Source organism: Micromonospora sp. WMMD1102 (assembly GCF_029626265.1).
In the GTDB taxonomy this organism is placed as follows: Bacteria; Actinomycetota; Actinomycetes; order Mycobacteriales; family Micromonosporaceae; genus Plantactinospora.
In genome coordinates this window covers 4,215,347-4,231,806 of the sequence record NZ_JARUBN010000001.1, presented here as the reverse complement: position 1 = coordinate 4,231,806, position 16,460 = coordinate 4,215,347, and the positions used below count along the sequence as shown (strand labels likewise).

The 16,460-nt window shown below is 71.7% G+C and carries 10 protein-coding genes and 1 pseudogene; 2 read left to right on the top strand and 9 right to left on the bottom strand.

Annotated elements, in window-relative coordinates; genetic code table 11:
* Positions 1–52 precede the first annotated feature (52 nt).
* The 6 genes from O7626_RS18800 to O7626_RS18775 form a co-directional block, all read right to left on the bottom strand.
* Entirely contained in the window at positions 53–2,266 is a 2,214-nt protein-coding gene (locus O7626_RS18800) for an alpha-glucuronidase (RefSeq protein WP_278062466.1), read from the bottom strand.
* A complete protein-coding gene (locus tag O7626_RS18795; RefSeq protein ID WP_278062465.1) occupies positions 2,263–4,386 on the bottom strand; it encodes a beta-galactosidase in 2,124 nt (707 codons plus the stop codon). Before O7626_RS18795 ends, O7626_RS18800 begins: the two co-directional genes overlap by 4 nt.
* A complete protein-coding gene (locus tag O7626_RS18790; RefSeq protein WP_278062464.1) occupies positions 4,383–5,072 on the bottom strand; it encodes a DUF624 domain-containing protein in 690 nt (229 codons plus the stop codon). The genes O7626_RS18795 and O7626_RS18790 overlap by 4 nt, the downstream gene beginning before the upstream one ends.
* A gap of 179 nt (positions 5,073–5,251) precedes the next feature.
* Positions 5,252–6,892, bottom strand: coding sequence for an extracellular solute-binding protein (locus O7626_RS18785; protein ID WP_278062463.1), 1,641 nt, complete (start codon positions 6,890–6,892; stop codon positions 5,252–5,254).
* A 53-nt stretch (positions 6,893–6,945) separates the two neighbouring features.
* The gene (locus O7626_RS18780) at positions 6,946–7,908 is read right to left on the bottom strand and encodes a carbohydrate ABC transporter permease (RefSeq protein ID WP_278062462.1); all 963 of its coding nucleotides are present in this window, start codon (positions 7,906–7,908) and stop codon (positions 6,946–6,948) included.
* Positions 7,905–8,900: an ABC transporter permease subunit gene (locus O7626_RS18775; protein ID WP_278062461.1), complete on the bottom strand. Its 996-nt coding sequence runs from the start codon at positions 8,898–8,900 to the stop codon at positions 7,905–7,907. The genes O7626_RS18780 and O7626_RS18775 overlap by 4 nt, the downstream gene beginning before the upstream one ends.
* Before the next feature lie 465 nt (positions 8,901–9,365).
* On the opposite strand from O7626_RS18775, the gene O7626_RS18770 reads away from it, so the two are divergent.
* Entirely contained in the window at positions 9,366–10,403 is a 1,038-nt protein-coding gene (locus tag O7626_RS18770; RefSeq protein ID WP_278062460.1) for a LacI family DNA-binding transcriptional regulator, read from the top strand.
* 51 nt (positions 10,404–10,454) lie between these two features.
* Here the strand turns inward: O7626_RS18770 and O7626_RS18765 are convergent, their stop codons facing one another.
* The gene (locus O7626_RS18765; RefSeq protein ID WP_278062459.1) at positions 10,455–11,369 is read right to left on the bottom strand and encodes a cation diffusion facilitator family transporter; all 915 of its coding nucleotides are present in this window, start codon (positions 11,367–11,369) and stop codon (positions 10,455–10,457) included.
* A gap of 134 nt (positions 11,370–11,503) precedes the next feature.
* Complete coding sequence (locus O7626_RS18760; protein WP_278062458.1) at positions 11,504–12,493, bottom strand: LacI family DNA-binding transcriptional regulator; 990 nt, start codon at positions 12,491–12,493, stop codon at positions 11,504–11,506.
* Between the two features lie 267 nt (positions 12,494–12,760).
* On the opposite strand from O7626_RS18760, the pseudogene O7626_RS18755 reads away from it, so the two are divergent.
* Positions 12,761–13,963: pseudogene (locus O7626_RS18755) on the top strand (MFS transporter); the annotation flags it as partial.
* 153 nt (positions 13,964–14,116) lie between these two features.
* Here the strand turns inward: O7626_RS18755 and O7626_RS18750 are convergent.
* Entirely contained in the window at positions 14,117–16,384 is a 2,268-nt protein-coding gene (locus O7626_RS18750; RefSeq protein WP_278062457.1) for an MMPL family transporter, read from the bottom strand.
* Positions 16,385–16,460: the final 76 nt, after the last annotated feature.

Here is a 16,460-nt window from a genome sequence, read left to right as displayed (position 1 = left end):
CGTCCGCACCGACCAGATGGCCCGGCCGGCGGTCGATCGCCGGCCGGGTGCGTCAGTAAATCGGTCGGTCGTGCGCGTCCGGTACCCCGGACTTGCGGAGGAAATAGCTGTTCACCTTGTCGCGCCACTCCTCGGCGGAGCGCGACTGCTCGGCGAGCCGCTCGGTCACCCGGGCGTGCAGGGCCGGGTCGACCAGACCCGAGCCGGCGATCCCGGCCCACCGCCGGACCATCCCGGCCACCTCCTCCGCCCCGGCGAAGCGGCTGTCGTAGATGTGCTGGATCACCGTCGACCCGCTGTGCAGCACGTGCTGGTACGGCACGTGGTGGAAGAAGAGCAGCAGCTCGTCCGGGCACCGCTCCAGCGATTCGTAGCGGTCCGCCCAGGGCTGCGGGTACTGGCCGGTGAACCCCGTTCCGGTGGCCCGGGTCCGGTCCGCCCCGACGCCGTCCCGGTCGGCGTAGTGGTAGGTGCCCCAGCGCGAGTACTCGTAGCCGTCCACGTCCGGCCCGTAGTGGGTGTTCGGCCGGACCATGAAGCCGACCCCGAGCGGCGCCGTGTACCGCTCGTAGGTGTGCCACGAGTCGTCCAGCAGCGCGTGCAGCGTCCCGCGCAGCAGCTCCGGATCGCCGGTCCCCGACGGCGTGAAGGTGAGTTCGATCCACTCGTCGAGTACGGCCACCGGGTCGAGGTCGGGGGCCCAGCCGAGCCGGCCGGCGGCGTACAGGTTCGCCTGGGCGAGCGGGTGCCCGGTCCAGTAGTGGTCGTCGCCGACGTTGGAGACCACCACCAGCCCACCCCCGGCCGACGCCCCCGGCAGGTCGCCGCCGGTCGGGGAGTCGCCGGTAGGGGAGTCGCCGGTCGGGGGTGTCGGCGTGCCGTGGCCGGTCGTGCCGGCGACCACCGAGGCGACCGTCGGGCCGCCCTCCCCCCAGGGCGCGAACCGCAGCACCTCGCTCCAGGACGGGCCGAGATAGCAGACGTGCCGCTGCTGCCCGGTGTACTCCTGGGTCGCCTGCACCTCCACGGCCAGCCGGGTGCCCGGCATCGCGGCGAGGACCGGTGAGACCGGCTCGCGGACCTGGAAGTCCATCGGCCCGTGCTTCACCTGGAGGATCACGTTCTCCCGGAACTGGCCGTCGAAGGGCGTGAAGTGGTCGTACGCTGCCCGGGCCCGGTCGACGGAGCGGTCCCGCCAGTCCTGGTGGTGGTTGTAGACGAAGGCCCGCCAGTGCACCACCCCGCCGTACGGTGCCAGGGCGTCGGCGAGCATGTTCGCGCCGTCGGCGTGGCTGCGCCCGTACCGGTCCGGGCCGGGCTGCCCCTCGGAGTCGGCCTTCACCATGAACCCGCCGAAGTCCGGGATCGTCTCGTGCAGCCGCCGGGCGGCCTTGGCCCACCAGGCCCGCACGTCCCCGTCCAGCGGGTCGGCGGTCGGCAGCTCGCCGAGCGCGACCGGCGCGGCGAAGTTCACCGACAGGTGCACCCGGATCCCGTACGGGCGGACCAGTTCGGCGATCTCGGCGACGTCGTCGAGCCGGTCGGTCAGCAGCCGGGTCGCCGTACCGTGCACGTTGACGTTGTTCACCGTCATCGCGTTGAAGCCGCAGGCGGCCAGCAGCCGGGCGTAGCCGCGTACCCGCTCGGCGTCGTGCCGCGGCGCACCGTCCCGCCAGAAGATCGAGCCGCCGGCGTAACCCCGCTCGACCTGCCCCATCCTCGGGTGCACGTCGACGTTGTCCCAGTGGCTGACCAGCCGCAGCCGCATCGCCGGCCGGTGCCGCCGTGCCGGGCGGTCGGCGCCGAACGCCGCCGCGCCGAGCCGGACCACCTCGAACAGCCCGTAGAGCAGCCCGGCCGGCTCGTCGGCCAGCACCACCGTCACGCCGTGCCGACGGACCAGCGCGAAACCCTCCGGCCCGAGCCCGTCCCCGGCCGTGTACCCGTGCTCGTCCGGCCCCGGTTCGCGGACCGCCGCCGCCACCGCGTCCGCGACTGCCTCCGACACGCCGGCCGGCAGCGTCCCGGCCGGCAGCGTCCCGGCCGACCCGAGCACGAAGACCAGGTCGTACGGTCCGCCCCCGTCGACGCCGGGGTGCCGGGTGATCGTGCCGCCGTACCGGGCGCAGGCCCGGGCCACCTCGTCGTGCACCGTCGCCACCAGCATGCCCTCGCCGCAGACCAGGGTCCGGCGGCCACCTGTCGCCCGGAACGCCTCCGGCGGCAACCACGCCGGGTGTACGGGCGCAAGCTCGGCGGTGTTCACGGTGTTCCTTCCCGGTCTGCCGGTGAGCCGGTCACCTGTCGACCGGCCGGCCCGGTGGCGTCCTCGCGCAGCACCAGCACTCCCGTCGGGGCGAGCCGGATCGGCTGGCCGACCTCGATCCGCTCTCCGCCGAGCAGGTCGGTGCCGGCGGCGTACGCGGTCGTCTCGACCGGCTCGGCGCCGTGGTTGAGTAGGAACCGCAGCCGTGTCCCGTCCGGGGCGACCCGCACCGTCGACTCCAGCTCGGGCAGTTCCGCGTACGGGCCGAGCAGGTCGTGCCGCTCCAGCACCCGCCGTACCACCCAGTCCACTCCCGGCTGGTCGAGGCCGGCGGCGACGTACCAGCCGTGGCCGGCACCGTGACTGTTCCGGGTCACCGCCGGGGTGCCGGCGTAGAAGTCCGCCTGGTAGGTGCCGAGCACCTCGGCACCCTGCGGGGTCACCAGCTCGAAGAGCAGCCGCGACTCGACCTCGACCTCGCCGCCGTCGCCTCCGCCGGCACCGGCTGCTCCTGCCTCGGCGTCGTGCAGGCGTACCGGGTTCACCACCTCGGGCGGGCGGGCGTCCCACTCGTCGACCCGGATTCCCAGCAGCGGGCCGAGCGGTCCGGGCACGTCGGCCAGGAACGCGTTGTCGTCCTCGTCGACCCGGCCGGACAGGAAGGTGGTGAGCACCGAACCGCCGCGCTGCGCCACCGCCGCCAGCCGCTGCGCCAGGTCACCCTTGAGCATGTGCAGTGCCGGCGCGACCACCACCTGACAGCCGGTGAGGTCGGCGGTCACCGGTACGACGTCGACGTCGACGCCGGCCGTCCAGAGCGCCCTGTAGTACGCGTGCACGATCTGCTGGTAGCGCAGCAGCCGCGACGGGCCGTCGGAGATCTCCAGCGCCCACCAGCTGTCCCAGTCGAAGAGCAGGGCGACCCGGGCCGGCGTGCGGGCGCCCAGCGTCGTCGGGCCGAGCCGGTCCAGTTCGGCGCCGAGTTCGGCCACCTCGCGGAAGACCCGGGTGTCGTCCCGCCCGGCGTGCCCGATGACCGCGCCGTGGTATTTCTCGCAGGCGCCCCGGGAGGCGCGCAGCTGGAAGAAGAGGACCGCGTCGGCGCCGTGCGCCACCGCCTGCCAGCTCCACAGCCGCATCACCCCGGGCCGCTTGACCGGGTTGACGTCCCGGGCCGCGGTGTGGCTCGGGGTCTGCTCCATCAGCCAGAACGGCTGGCCGTCCTTGAGCCCGCGCATCAGGTCGTGGTTCAGCGCCATCCAGGCCGGGGAGTTGTCGTCCGGCGGGTAGTTGTCCCAGGAGGCGAAGTCGAGGTGCGGTGCCCAGCGATGGTAGTCGATCGGCCGGTACATCCCCATGAAGTTGGTGGTGACCGGGACGTCCGGGCTCGACTCGCGGATCGCCGCCTTCTCGTCGGTGAAGTTGGCAAGCATCGCCTCGGACATGAAGCGCAGGTAGTCGAGGGTGATGCCCTGGAAGGCGGTGTGGTTCGGCCCGCGCCAGTGCTCGGTCAGCGCCGACGGCGGCTCGATCTCGTCCCAGTCGGTGAAGGTGTGCGACCAGAAGGTGGTGTACCAGGCCGCGTTGAGCGCGTCGAGGCTGCCGTACCGGTCGCGCAGCCAGGCCCGGAAGCCGGCGGCGCAGAGGTCGCAGTAGCAGGCGCCGCCGTACTCGTTGCCGACGTGCCAGGCGATTACCGCCGGGCTGCCGGCGTACCGGCGGGCGATCCGGCGAGCCAGTTCGGTGGAGAGTCGACGGAAGACGGGGGAGCTGGGGCAGGAGTTGTGCCGCTGCCCGTACCGGTGCCGGCGCCCCTCGAAGTCCGTCCGGGTCACCTCCGGATGTGCCTTCGCCAGCCAGGCCGGATGTGCTCCGGTGGCGGTGGCCAGGCAGATTCGCCGGCGCTGCGCGCCGGCCCGCTCGACGATCCGGTCCAGCAGGGTGAAGTCGTAGCGGTCCGGGGCGGGCTGGAGCAGCGCCCAGTCGAAGACGCCGAGGGTGACCGTGTCGATCCGGGCGGCGTCGAAGAGCCGGTAGTCCTGCTTCCAGACCTCCTCGGGCCACTGCTCCGGGTTGTAGTCCCCGCCGAAGGCGATCTTCGGGACGCTCGGCAGGCTCACGCGGTGAACTCCTTCTCGACCTTGCCGACCAGCGGGCGGCTGTTGCGGAGCAGGGCCAGCACCAGCACCGAGCCCAGCAGCCCGAGGACCGCCTCCGAGGTGACCCAGACGATGCCGGCCGCCACCACCAGCAGGCAGACGTTGCCGAGCGTCACCCCCGGGGCGTACCCGAGGAAGTGCAGCGCCAGCCGGGCGACGTCCCGGACCCGGAAGCGGAACAGCGAGGTGATCACCAGGGCGTTCCCGAGCCACAGGGTGGCGCCGAGCGCGATCAGCAGCAGCGGCACCCGCCACCAGCCGGGCACCCCGGCCGCGCCGAAGTAGCTCAGGTTCAGCGCGACGATCGTCAACCAGGCGAGCCAGGGCACCCAGATCGCCAGTACGCCCAGGGCGTTGGCCCGGTAGCCGCGCCAGAACAGCGTCGCCGGGTTCAGGTCGGTCAGGTCCGGGCGGTGGTGGCGCAGCGCGTAGAGCGCGGCGGACAGTGCCGGGCCGAGCGGCAGCGCGCAGAGCGCGACCAACGGAAGGTTGCTGGCGTGCCGGTCCAGCAGGAAGAGCGGGACCAGCCCGGGCAGGGTGGTCAGGACCAGCAGCAGCTCCACCACCAGCAGGCTGTAGACCAGTGCCATGACCCGGGAGAGCGGCCCGGTGCCGAACCGGGCGCCGACCCGTGCGTTGTCGTTCATGCCGGCTGCCTCCCGCGTCCGTCGGGGTAGGGCCGGGCGGCCGGTACGGGATCGTGCATGCTGGTGGTCCTCTGTTCCGTGTTGCGCGACCCGCCCGCCCCGCTGCCGATGCGGGCGGGCCGCTGCGCCGACCTCCGGTCCGGCCGTGCCCGTGACGGGGCACGACCGGACCGGACGCCTCAGCCGTGTTCCTTCTGGTACCGCTCGTACGCCTCCTGGACCTTCTCCATGTAGGCGTCCATGTTCTTGCCCTTGAGTTCGGTCAGGTAGGCGTCCCACTGGGCGAGGTCCCGCTGCCCGAGGATGAACTGGAGCGTCGCCTGGTAGACGAAGTCCTTCAGCGGCGTCGCCCAGAGCGAGATCTGCTCGCGTTCCTCGTCGGTGAACGGGTACGGCGGCATCACCGGCCGTGGGGTCCGGGCGTTCATCACCTTCTGGAACTCCTGCTCCTCCGCGGAGAAGAAGGACTGCACCAGCTCGGGCTTGCCGCCGTAGGCGAAGACGCCGTTGGCGAAGCCGAAGTCCTTCTGGAGGTGCTTCGGTGCCTTCGGGTTGATCGCGATCATCCGGACGTCCGGGGTGAGGGTGTACTTGCCGGCGGCGTCCTTGGTGAAGGTGGTTCCCTCCACGCCCAGCCGGGCGAACTCCTGGCCGGCGTCGGAGTAGAACAGCCAGTCGATGAACTGCATCATCGCGACGAAGTTCTTGCTGTCCCGGGCCTTCTTGGAGATCATGATGCCGTTCTCCAGCCGGGAAGCCGGGTTGATCTCACCGGCCGGGCCGACCGGCAGCGGGATCTTGGTGAGCGTCGCGTTCGGCAGCGTCTTCGCCAGGTCCGGCCGGTAGTCGTTGTCCAGCGTCTGCGCGTTGCTGCCGATCACGAACGACTTGCCGTTCGCCAGCTTCTGCCGGGCGTTGTCGTCGGTCTGGGTGAAGCTCTCCGGGTCGAGCAGCCCTTCCTTCACCAACTTGTTCAGGTAGGTCAGCATCTGCCGGTAGTTCTCGCTGGCGCCGGTGTAGAAGAGCTTCTTGGCGTTCGCGTCCCAGCTCACGTGCTGGAAGTTCCAGCCGGCGCCCTCCATCCCGTACGACGCGGCGAGGATGTTCAGCAGGTTGCCGGCCGGGTTCGGCTGGCTCCACCGGTCGGAGAAGGGGAAGGTGTTCGGGTACTTCGCCTTCATCGCCTTGAGCACCGTGTAGAGCTCGTCCCAGGTCTTCGGGATCTCCAGGTTCAGCTCTTTGAGGATGTCGGTCCGGATCGCCAGCGAGTAGTCGTGCCAGGGCTTCTCGTGCACCCCGGGCAGCAGGTAGAACTTGCCGTCCGCCTGGCGCCGCTGGTTGATCTCAGGGGCCAGGTTCCACTTCTCGATCTTGTCCTTGAAGTTCGGCATCAGGTCGAGGTAGTCGCTGACCGGCAGGATGGCGCCGGAGGAGACGAAGGTGTCCTCGGAACTCGGGTACGTCTTCGGGATGATCATCGGCGCGTCGCCGGCACCGATCAGCAGGCTGCGCTTCTGCTCGTAGTCGCTCAGTGGCACCGAGACCGGTTCGAGCGTGACGTTGGTCCGCTTGTTCAGCTCGGACCAGAACATCCAGTCGGCCTTGTAGGGGTAGTTCGGGTGGTTGTTGTAGAGAATGGAGAACTTCACCGGTTCGGTCGCCTTGAACTGCTGGTTGACGCCGAGTTCGGCCATCGCGCCGGCCCGGTTCGCCGACAGGTCCTCGGCATCCGACTCGTCGCCACTGCCGCAGGCGACGAGCGATAGGGTGAGCGCGCCGGCAGCTACCACCGCTGCTCGGCGCCGGGCTCGTTGGAACATCAGGCTTCCTTTCGCTGGTGGTTCGTGGGTTCGACGGCTCACCGCCCGCCGGGCTATCCCTTCACCGCACCGAGCATCACGCCGGACACGAAGTACCGCTGCACGAAGGGGTAGACCAGCAGGATGGGCAGGGTGGTGAGCACGATGGTCACAGACTTCAGGGTTGCCTCGGCCTGTACCTCGTTCGCCTCGGTGACGGCGCCGACGTTCTCGGAGCCGACCGCCCCGGCGATCAGGTTGCGCAGGTAGACGGTGACCGGGAGCAGGTCCTGCCGGTCCATGTAGAGGAACGCGGAGAACCACGAGTTCCAGAACGAGACGGCGTAGAAGAGGACCATCGTGGCGATCACCGCCTTCGACAGCGGTATCACGATCCGCAGCAGGATCCCGTACGTGTTCAGCCCGTCGACGGCGGCGGCCTCCTCCAGGTCGACCGGCAGGCTCTCGAAGAACGCCTTCATCACCAGCAGGTTGAACACGCTTATCGCGTTGGGCAGCACGATCGCCCAGATGGTGTTCGTCATGCCGAGGCTGCTGATCAGCACGTAGTTGGGGATCAGACCGCCGTTGAAGAACATGGTGAACACCGCGATGCCGATCAGCGCGGTACGCCCCTTGAGGTGGTGCTTGGAGAGCACGTACGCGAAGCAGGTGGTCAGCACCATCGCGATCGCGGTGGCGACGACGGTGTAGACCACGGTGTTCCGGTAGTTGGTCCAGAACAGCGAGTCCCTCATCACCAGCTCGTACGTGCCGGTGGTGAACCCACGCGGCCAGATCGTCACCTGGCCGGCGATGATGTACGCCTCGTCGCTGAGCGACCGGGCCACGATGTTCAGGAACGGGTAGAGCGTCACCACCACCACGCCGGTCAGCACGATGGCGTTGAACACCCGGAAGACCCGGTAGCCCCGGGTGTCCTGGATGCCTCGGCGCCGCCGGGGCCGGCCGAGCCGCTCGGTGGCCCGCTCCGGGTCGGCGGCCTCGGGGTGGGCGGTGCTGGAGTCGACGGTCACCACAGGCTCGTCCCCACTGTGCGGCGGGAGATCGCGTTCGCGGACAGGATCAGGGTCAGCCCGATCAGGGCCTCGAAGAGCCCGATCGCGGCGGCGTAGCTAAAGTTGCTGGACTGGAACGCCATCCGGAACAGGTACGTGGAGATCACGTCCGCTGTCGGGTACGTCAACGGGTTGTAGAGCAGCAGGATCTTCTCGAAGCCGACCGCCATGAAGGTGCCGATGTTGAGGATCAGCAGCGTGACCATGGTGGGTCGGATGCCGGGCAGCGTCACGTGCCAGGTCTGCCGCCACCGGTTCGCGCCGTCGATCCGGGCCGCCTCGTAGAGGTTGTCGTCGATCGTGGTGAGGGCGGCGAGGTAGAGGATGGTCCCCCAGCCGACCGTCTGCCACACCTCGGAGGAGACGTAGATGGTCCGGAACCACTCCGGCCGTTGCAGGAACGGGATGGCGTCCTCGCCGGCCGCCTTCACGACCTGGTTCACCGTGCCGTCGGTGGAGAGCAGCTGCATCACCATCGCGGCCACGATCACGATCGAGAGGAAGTGCGGCAGGTAGGAGACCGACTGGACGAAGCGCTTTAGCTTGCGGGTCCGGACCTCGTTGAGCAGCAGCGCCAGGATCACCGGCAGCGGGAAGACGATGACCAGGGTGAGCGTGCCCAGGATCAGCGTGTTGGTGAAGACCTCCCAGAACGTCGGGTCGCTCAGGAACATCTTCACGTAGCGCAGGCCGACCCAGTACTCGCCGAAGATGTTGCCGCCGGGCTGGAAGCGCCGGAACGCAATTACGTTGCCCAGCATCGGCAGGTAGCGGAAGATGAGGAAGAACAGCAGGGGCAGTAGTGCCAGGGAATAGAGCTGCCAGTCCCGGCGAATCGCCTGCCGCCACGTCCGGCGGGCCTTGCGGCGACGGCGGCGGGTCGCAACCGGACCCGGCGGATCGGACTCGACCGTCACGGGCGGCGGGCCGGCGGTCGTCGGTGCACTCATCCTCGTACCTCCGTGCTGACGGACGGGAGCGGCGTGCCGCCCATCATGTCGAACCGGTGCGGGACGGCAGCTGCGCCCGGAGCACCCGCGCGGTGGTGGCCAGCCGCGGATCGTGTCGTGGTGGTGCGGTGCGGTGCGTCGTGGCGCTGTCGGCCACGGGCGACTGGCTCAACATGTCACCCCTTCGAGCCGACCAGGACACTGTCCGCCCGGGACAGTGGGCAGGTCAGGTCGGCGGGATTCGAAACTTTCGGCAATGTCCGCGTTACCTGTGCGGGGGAACCTATGCGCCGTGGCGAAGATGTGTCAAGGGTGTCTGAACTGCTGGATTCGTGACGCCATCGCGTATCGTGCCCGAAGTGGCCGGACGGTCGGCCAGGTGTCACCGCCGGATCGAGCCGTGGTCGGTCAGCCCGGTGTTAGGGTTTCGCACCGAAAGTTTCGGATAGTTGCGGGAGGCTGTCGATGACGAGGTCCCGGCGGATCGTCAGTACCGGTGCCGCGACGATCGCGACCATCGCCGACGAGGTCGGGGTCTCCCTGACGACCGTCTCCAAAGTCCTCAATGGTCGCTCCGACGTCGCACCGGAAACCCGGGCCAAGGTCGAGGCCAGCCTCGAACGGCACCGCTACCGTCGCCGGGTGAAGCGGCAGCCGACCGCCGTGGAGCAGATCGACCTGGTCTTCCACGAACTCGACTCGGGCTGGGCCACGGAGATCATCCGGGGCGTGGAGGCGGTGACCAGCACCGCCAAGCTGGACATCGTCTTCTCCCAGCTGGGCGGTCGGCACCGGCCCTCGCAGCAGTGGCTGGAGCGGGTGTTGCTGCGGCGGCCGCTCGGCGTACTGCTGGTGCTCTGCCAGCTGACCGAGGCGCAGCGGCAGCAACTCCAGCGCCGGTCGATCCCACTGGTGGTGATCGACACCGACAGCGCGACCTCGGCCGCGGTGCCGACGGTCGGCTCCAACAACTGGAACGGCGGGCTGCTCGCCACCCGGCACCTGCTGGAGCTGGGCCACCGCCGGGTCGCCTGCATCTCCGGCCCCGAGGACGTACTGTGCAGCCGGGCTCGGGCCGCCGGCTTCCGCTTCGCCCACGACGAGGCAGGCATCCCGGTCGACCCCGCGCTGGTCCGGTACGGCATGTTCTCCACCCATGCCGGCTACCAGCACGGGATGGAGCTGCTGAGCCGGCCGGACCGGCCCACCGCGATCTTCGCCGGCTCCGACATGCAGGCCATCGGGGTGCTGCGGGCCGCCCGGCAGCTCGGCCTGGACGTGCCGGCGGACCTCTCGGTGATCGGCTACGACGACCTGCCGATGGCCACCTGGATCGGGCCGGCCCTGACCACAGTGAACCAGCCGCTGCGGGACATGGCCGGCACCGCCACGCAGATGCTGATCGACCTGGCCCGGGGGGCGGAGCTGTCGACCAGCCGCATCGACCTGGTCACCGAACTCGTCGTCCGGGAGAGCACCGCGCCGCCGCGACACCGCGCCTGAGCACCGGCCGGCACACTGCTCTCGAGCACCGGCAGCGCGCCGGGGCGGCGGTCACCACTCGGCGTCCTGGCAGACCTTCTCGGCGGTCGGCGGCTCGATCTGCAGGGTGCAGTGGTCGATCCCGAATCCGTCGTGCAGCCGGGCCCGTGCGGCGGCCAGTACCGGGGCGACGTCCGCGCCCGGGGCGAGCAGCAGGTGCGCCGAGGCGACGTCCATCCCGGAGGTCAGGGTCCAGACGTGCAGGTCGTGCACGTCGACCACCCCCGGCACCCCGGTCAGGCTGGTTTCCACGGCTGCGACGTCGATGTGCGCCGGCGCGGCCTGCACGAGTACCCGCACCGCGGCCCGGGCCAGTTGCCAGGTGCGGGGCAGGATGAAGAGGCCGACGGCGACCGCGACGACCAGGTCGGCGTAGCGCCAGCCGGTGGTGGCGATCACGACGGCGGCGACGATCACCCCGACCGAGCCGAGCAGGTCACCGAGCACCTCCAGATAGGCGCCCCGGACGTTGAGGCTCTCCTTGGCACCGGCGCGCAGCAGCAGGAACGCCACGACGTTGGCGACGAGACCGACGATCGCGACCGCCAGCATCGGCCCGGCCAGCACCTCCGGCGGGTCGTCGAACCGGCGTACCGCCTCGATGAGCACGAAGACCGCCACCGCGAACAGCAGTACGGCGTTGGCGAGCGCGGCCAGCACCTCCAGCCGGTAGAGCCCGAAGGTGCGCTGGGCGTGCCGGGCGGCCCGGCTGGCGGCGGTGATCGCGGCCAACGCCAGGCCGATGCCGAGCACGTCGGTGAACATGTGCCCGGCGTCGGAGAGCAGCGCGAGCGAGCCGGTCCACCACGCCGCCGCCGCCTCCAGCAGCAGGGCGGCGCCGAGAACGGCCACCGCCGCCCAGAGCGGCCTGCGGTGGCGTTCGCCGGCCCGCATCGCCTGGCCGCCGTGATCGTGGCCTGCGCCCATGTCTCCAGCCTCCCGCCGCCGACACCAGTACCGACAACATATGCGTACATAGCAATGTGTGCAAGTTGAAACTGGATGCCGATACCGATGCCGGAACGGCGGACCACCCGGTCGGAGGCGGGCAGGGGACCAGCTCAGGCGCTCTCGCGGAGGATCAGCTCGGACGGGTACGCGGTGGCCGGCGGCACCCAGGCCCGGTCGAGTACCGCCCGCGCGGCCGACGTGGCGATCTGCTCGACCGGATGGCTCGCGGTGGTAAGTGCCGGCGCGCTCAGCGCGGCGAACGGCACGTCGTCGAAGCCGGCCACGGCGATGTCGCCCGGCACGTCGACCCCGCGCCGCCGCAGCGCCGCCAACGCCCCGAGCGCCATCGCGTCGCTGTTGGCGAAGATCGCGTCGGTGTCCGGCCACCGCTCCAGGATCCGCAGCGTCGCGGCCTCGCCGCCGCCCGCCGTGAAGTCGCCCGGCACCGACCGGACCGCCAGCCCCGCCGCCCGCAACACCTCCCGGTAGGCGATGACCGGCCGCCGGGTGCAGGGCATCCAGTCCGGGCCGCTGATCATCGCGATCCGGCGCCGTCCGGAGCTGACCAGGTGCCCGACGATGCCACGGGCCGCGCCACCGTTGTCGACGTCGAACGACGGTACGGTCCCGGAGCCGATCCCGATCGACACCGTCCGACCCTCCAGCGCGGCCGGCACCGCCGCCAGGATCAGTTCGGTGGTGTTGACCAGCAGTACGCCCCGGACGCCCCGGTCCTCCGCCAACTGCCGCAGCCGGCCGGGCGCGTGCAGCGGCAGCCACTCCAGGGAGACGCCGATCGCCCGGCGTGCGCAGACCTCGGCCGCGGCCCGCACCACCCGGTCGACGTACGGGTCGTGCAGCACGGTGGGCGCGGCACCGACGACGGCCACCACCAGCCGTACCCCGGCACCGGTGGCCAGGGCCCGGGCCGCCGAATCAGGCGCGTAGCCGAGCTGCGTGGCGGCGGCCACCACCCGGTCCCGGGCGATCGGGGAGGCGGCGCCGTAGCCGGCGATGACCCGGGAGGCGGTGGAGCGGGAGACTCCGGCCATCCGGGCCACGTCCTCCAGGGTGGCCCGGCGTGGCGCCCGGCTAGGCACGCCGGCACCCCGGCTCGACCTGGCGGGGGCGGGCTGCTGCTGCCGCGATGTAACGACCGGGCTGACGCATGGGCAAATCATGCACCCGCGAGGCAACCGTCGGCGAGCCGGTAACCGACCCCGGAGGGCGGATATCCCGGACAGCTCGAATCGGGTTGCGTCGAGAGCGCTCCCAGGGGTGCGATCAAGGAACCCGGCACGAGGAGCGGCGGAGCGGCCCACCAGTGGCCCGCCCGAGGCGGGTGGTCGAGGAAGCGGAGGCAGCAGGTGAAGGCGTCCACCGGTACGATCCGGCCACCGGTCGCACCGCGACGGGTCCTTACCGCCCGGACCGCTGTCGCCGTCGTCTTCGGGCTCAACGGGCTGGCCCTGGCATCCTGGTTCGCCCGCCTGCCGGCCGCCCGGGACGCCCTCGGGCTGACCCCGGGACGGCTGGGCCTGCTGCTTTTGGCCGCCTCCACCGGTGCCCTGCTGGCGTTGCCGACCGCCGGGATACTGGCGCACCGGATGGGCGCCGCTCGCGCGGTGGGCGCCGCGACCGCGCTGGCCGCGTCCGGCCTGGTACTGGCCGGCGTCGCCACCGGAAGCTGGCAGACCGTACCGCTGGTCGCGGTCGGGCTGTTCGCCCTCGGGTACGGCTCCGGCACCTGCGAGGTCGCGATGAACGTGGAGGCGGCGGCGGTCGAACGGCGACTCGGCCGCACCGTGATGCCGCGGTTCCACGCGGCGTGGAGCCTCGGCACCGTGGCCGGGGCGGCGGTCGGCGCCGGCACCGCCCGGCTCGGCGTACCGATCGGATTGCACCTCGGGCTGGCCGCCGCCGTGATGCTCGCCGGTACGCTGTCCGCCGTCCGCTGGTTCCTGCCGGACCCGTCGAGCCCGGCCGGCCCGACGACCGCCCGGACCCGCGGTGCCGGCCTGCTGGCCGCCTGGCGTGAGCCGCGAACCCTGCTGATCGGCCTCCTGCTGCTGGTGATGGCCTTCACCGAGGGGACCGCCAACGACTGGCTGGCGCTGGCCTTCGTCGACGGCCACCGGGTCTCCGAGACGGTCGGCGCGCTGGCCTTCGGCGTCTTCGTCGCCGCGATGACCCTCGGCCGCACCGTCGGGACGGTTGCCCTGGACCGCTGGGGTCGGGTCCCCGTGCTCCTCTGCAGCACCGCGCTGGCCGCGATCGGCGCCACGGCGGCGGTACTGGCCGACCCGTGGCCGCTGGCGATGGCCGGGGTGCTGCTGTGGGGACTCGGCACCTCGCTCGGCTTTCCGATGGGGATGAGTGCGGCGGCCGACGAGGAGCACCGGGCGGCTGCCCGGGTCAGCGTGGTGGCGGCGATCGGCTACACCGCCTTCCTTGCCGGGCCACCCCTGGTCGGGCTGCTCGGCGACCGGGTCGGCAGCCTCCGGGCGCTGCTGGTCGTCCCGCTGGTGCTGCTGCCCGCGCTGCTGCTGGTGCCCGCCACCCGCCCGCCGGCCACCGCCCCCGGGCACGAACCCACCGACGGGCGGCAGGTCCCTGCCGACGGGCGGGAGGGACCTGCCGACGGGCGGGACGAGCCTGCCGAGGGACAGCAGGACCTGTCGGCGGACAGCACGGGCCGGCCGACGGGGCGGAGCCGGTCGGCTCTACGGGTGCCAACTCCGGTGGAGGCGCCTGAGCGGCGCGGGTGCCCACCAGTTGGCCCGGCCGGCGAGCCGCATGACCGCCGGCACCAGCAGCCCCCGGACGACGGTGGCGTCCACCAGGATCGCCAGGGTCAGCCCGACCCCCATCAGTTTCAGGAAGCTCATGCCGCTGACCACGAAGGCGGCGAACGAGACCGCCAGCAGTACGGCGGCGGACGTGATCAGCGGACCCGTCGTGGCCAGCCCGGCGGCGATCGCCCGCGCGTTGTCGCCGGAGCGGTCGTACTCCTCCTTGATCCGGGCGAGCAGGAAGACCTCGTAGTCCATCGACAGGCCGAAGGCGACGCAGAACATCAGGATCGGCATCGACACGTCGAGCTGACCGGTGGCGGTGAAGCCGAGGATCCCGGAGAGATGCCCGTCCTGGAAGATCCACACCATCGCGCCGAAGGTCGCCGTCAGGGAGAGCAGGTTCAGCAGTACGGCCTTGACCGGGACGAGGATGCTGCCGAACACGGCGAAGAGCAGGATCGCGGTGGTGGTCGCGATGAGCGCCAACGCCAGCGGGAGCCGGTCGCCGATCGCGGCCTTGGCGTCCACGAGTTCCGCGGCGTCGCCGCCGACCCGGAAGTCGAAGGGCGGGTCCAGCGCCCGGATCTCCTCGACCAGCCGCTCGCCCTCGGCGGAGCGCGGCACGACCGAGGGGACCACGCTCAGCCAGGCACCGGCCGGCACCGCGTGCGTCGTCACCTCGGTGACCCCGTGGACCGCGCCGACCTGACCGGCGAAGGCGGCCACGGCCCCGGCGTCCGCGCCGCCCGCGTCGACGCCGGGCAGGGCGATACCGAACTCCTCGGTCCGGTTGCCGGCGAACCCGGTCTCGATCGCCTCGACGACCTGCCGGGCCTCGCTGGACGCCGGCAGTGCCTGGTGCGACGGCAGACCCGGGTCGACGCGGAGGAACGGGACACCGAGCAGCAGCAGGAAGAGCACCACCCCGGTCGCCACCGGCAACGGCCGGCGCATCACCGCACTGGCGAGCCGGTGCCAGAACGCCGATTCCGCCGTCGGGCCGGGAACCGCGGTCGGGTCGGGAACCGCCGTCGGGCCGCGTCCCGCCGACCGGCCGGAGACCGTCCACCGGCCGGTACGGCGGCGGCAGCGCGGCGAGCCCGCACCCACCCTCGGCCCGAGGACCGCCAGCAGGGCGGGCAGGGTCAGCAGGGCGCCCGCCGCGGCGCAGAGCACCACCGCGATCCCGGCGTAGGCGAACGACCGCAGGAAGGACAGCGGGAAGACCAGCAGGGCGGAGAGGGAGACGGCCACGGTGAGCGCCGAGAACGCCACCGTACGGCCGGCCGTCTGCACGGTCCGCACCACCGCCTCGCCGGTCGGCCGGCCCGCGGCCGACTCCTCGCGGAACCGGCTCAGGATGAAGAGCGAGTAGTCGATCGCCAGCCCGAAGCCGAGCCCGGTCATCAGGTTGATCGAATAGACCGACACCTCGGTGAGCCGCGCGATGCCGGACAGGGCCAGGACCGCGCCGAGCACCGCGACCACCGCGACGGCCAGCGGCAGGGACGCCGCCACGATCCCGCCGAAGACGAGCAGCAGCAGGAGCAGGGTCACCGGGACCGCGATCAGCTCGGCCCGGACCAGGTCCGTGTCGAGCTGCTCGCCGATTGCCTCGTCGATCGCGTACCCGCCGCCGACCCGGACGGTCAGCGGGCCCCGATCCCCGGCGTGCTCCGCCGCGATCGCGGCCGCCGCCGCCTCGACCTGTTCCTCCCCACCGGCCAGGTCGACCAGCACGAGCGCCGCGTCGCCCTCGGTCGACCGGAGCGCCGCGTCGCCCTCGGTCGTGCGCAGCGGCGGGTCGCTGCCGGTCGTGCGCAGCGGCGGGTCGCCGTCGGTCGTGCCGAGCGCCGGTTGGTGCTCCGCCGACCAGTAGGAGTCGACCGCCTCCACCCCGGGACGGCCGGCGAGTTCCTGGGTCAGTGCGGTGCCGGCCGCCGCCACCTCCGGGTCGTCGACCCGGGTGCCGTCGGCGGCCTCGACCAGCAGCACCAGTTCCGGCCGGGGTACCCCGACCTGCGCCAGGAATTCCTCGGCCCGGGTCGACTCGGCGTCCGGGTCGGCGAAACCGCCTCCGCCGAGCCGGCCGAAGACGCCGGATCCGGCCGTGCCGGCGGCGAGGAGGAAGAGGACGGTGAGGGCCAGCACCAGCCGGCGGCGGCGGACGACGAGGTGACCGATTCTGCCGAACACGGTGATCTCCTGACTTCCGTGCGGAGGGGATGGTCAGATCCTCGTGACCGGCGCCGGTGCCCACATCGGACCGCAG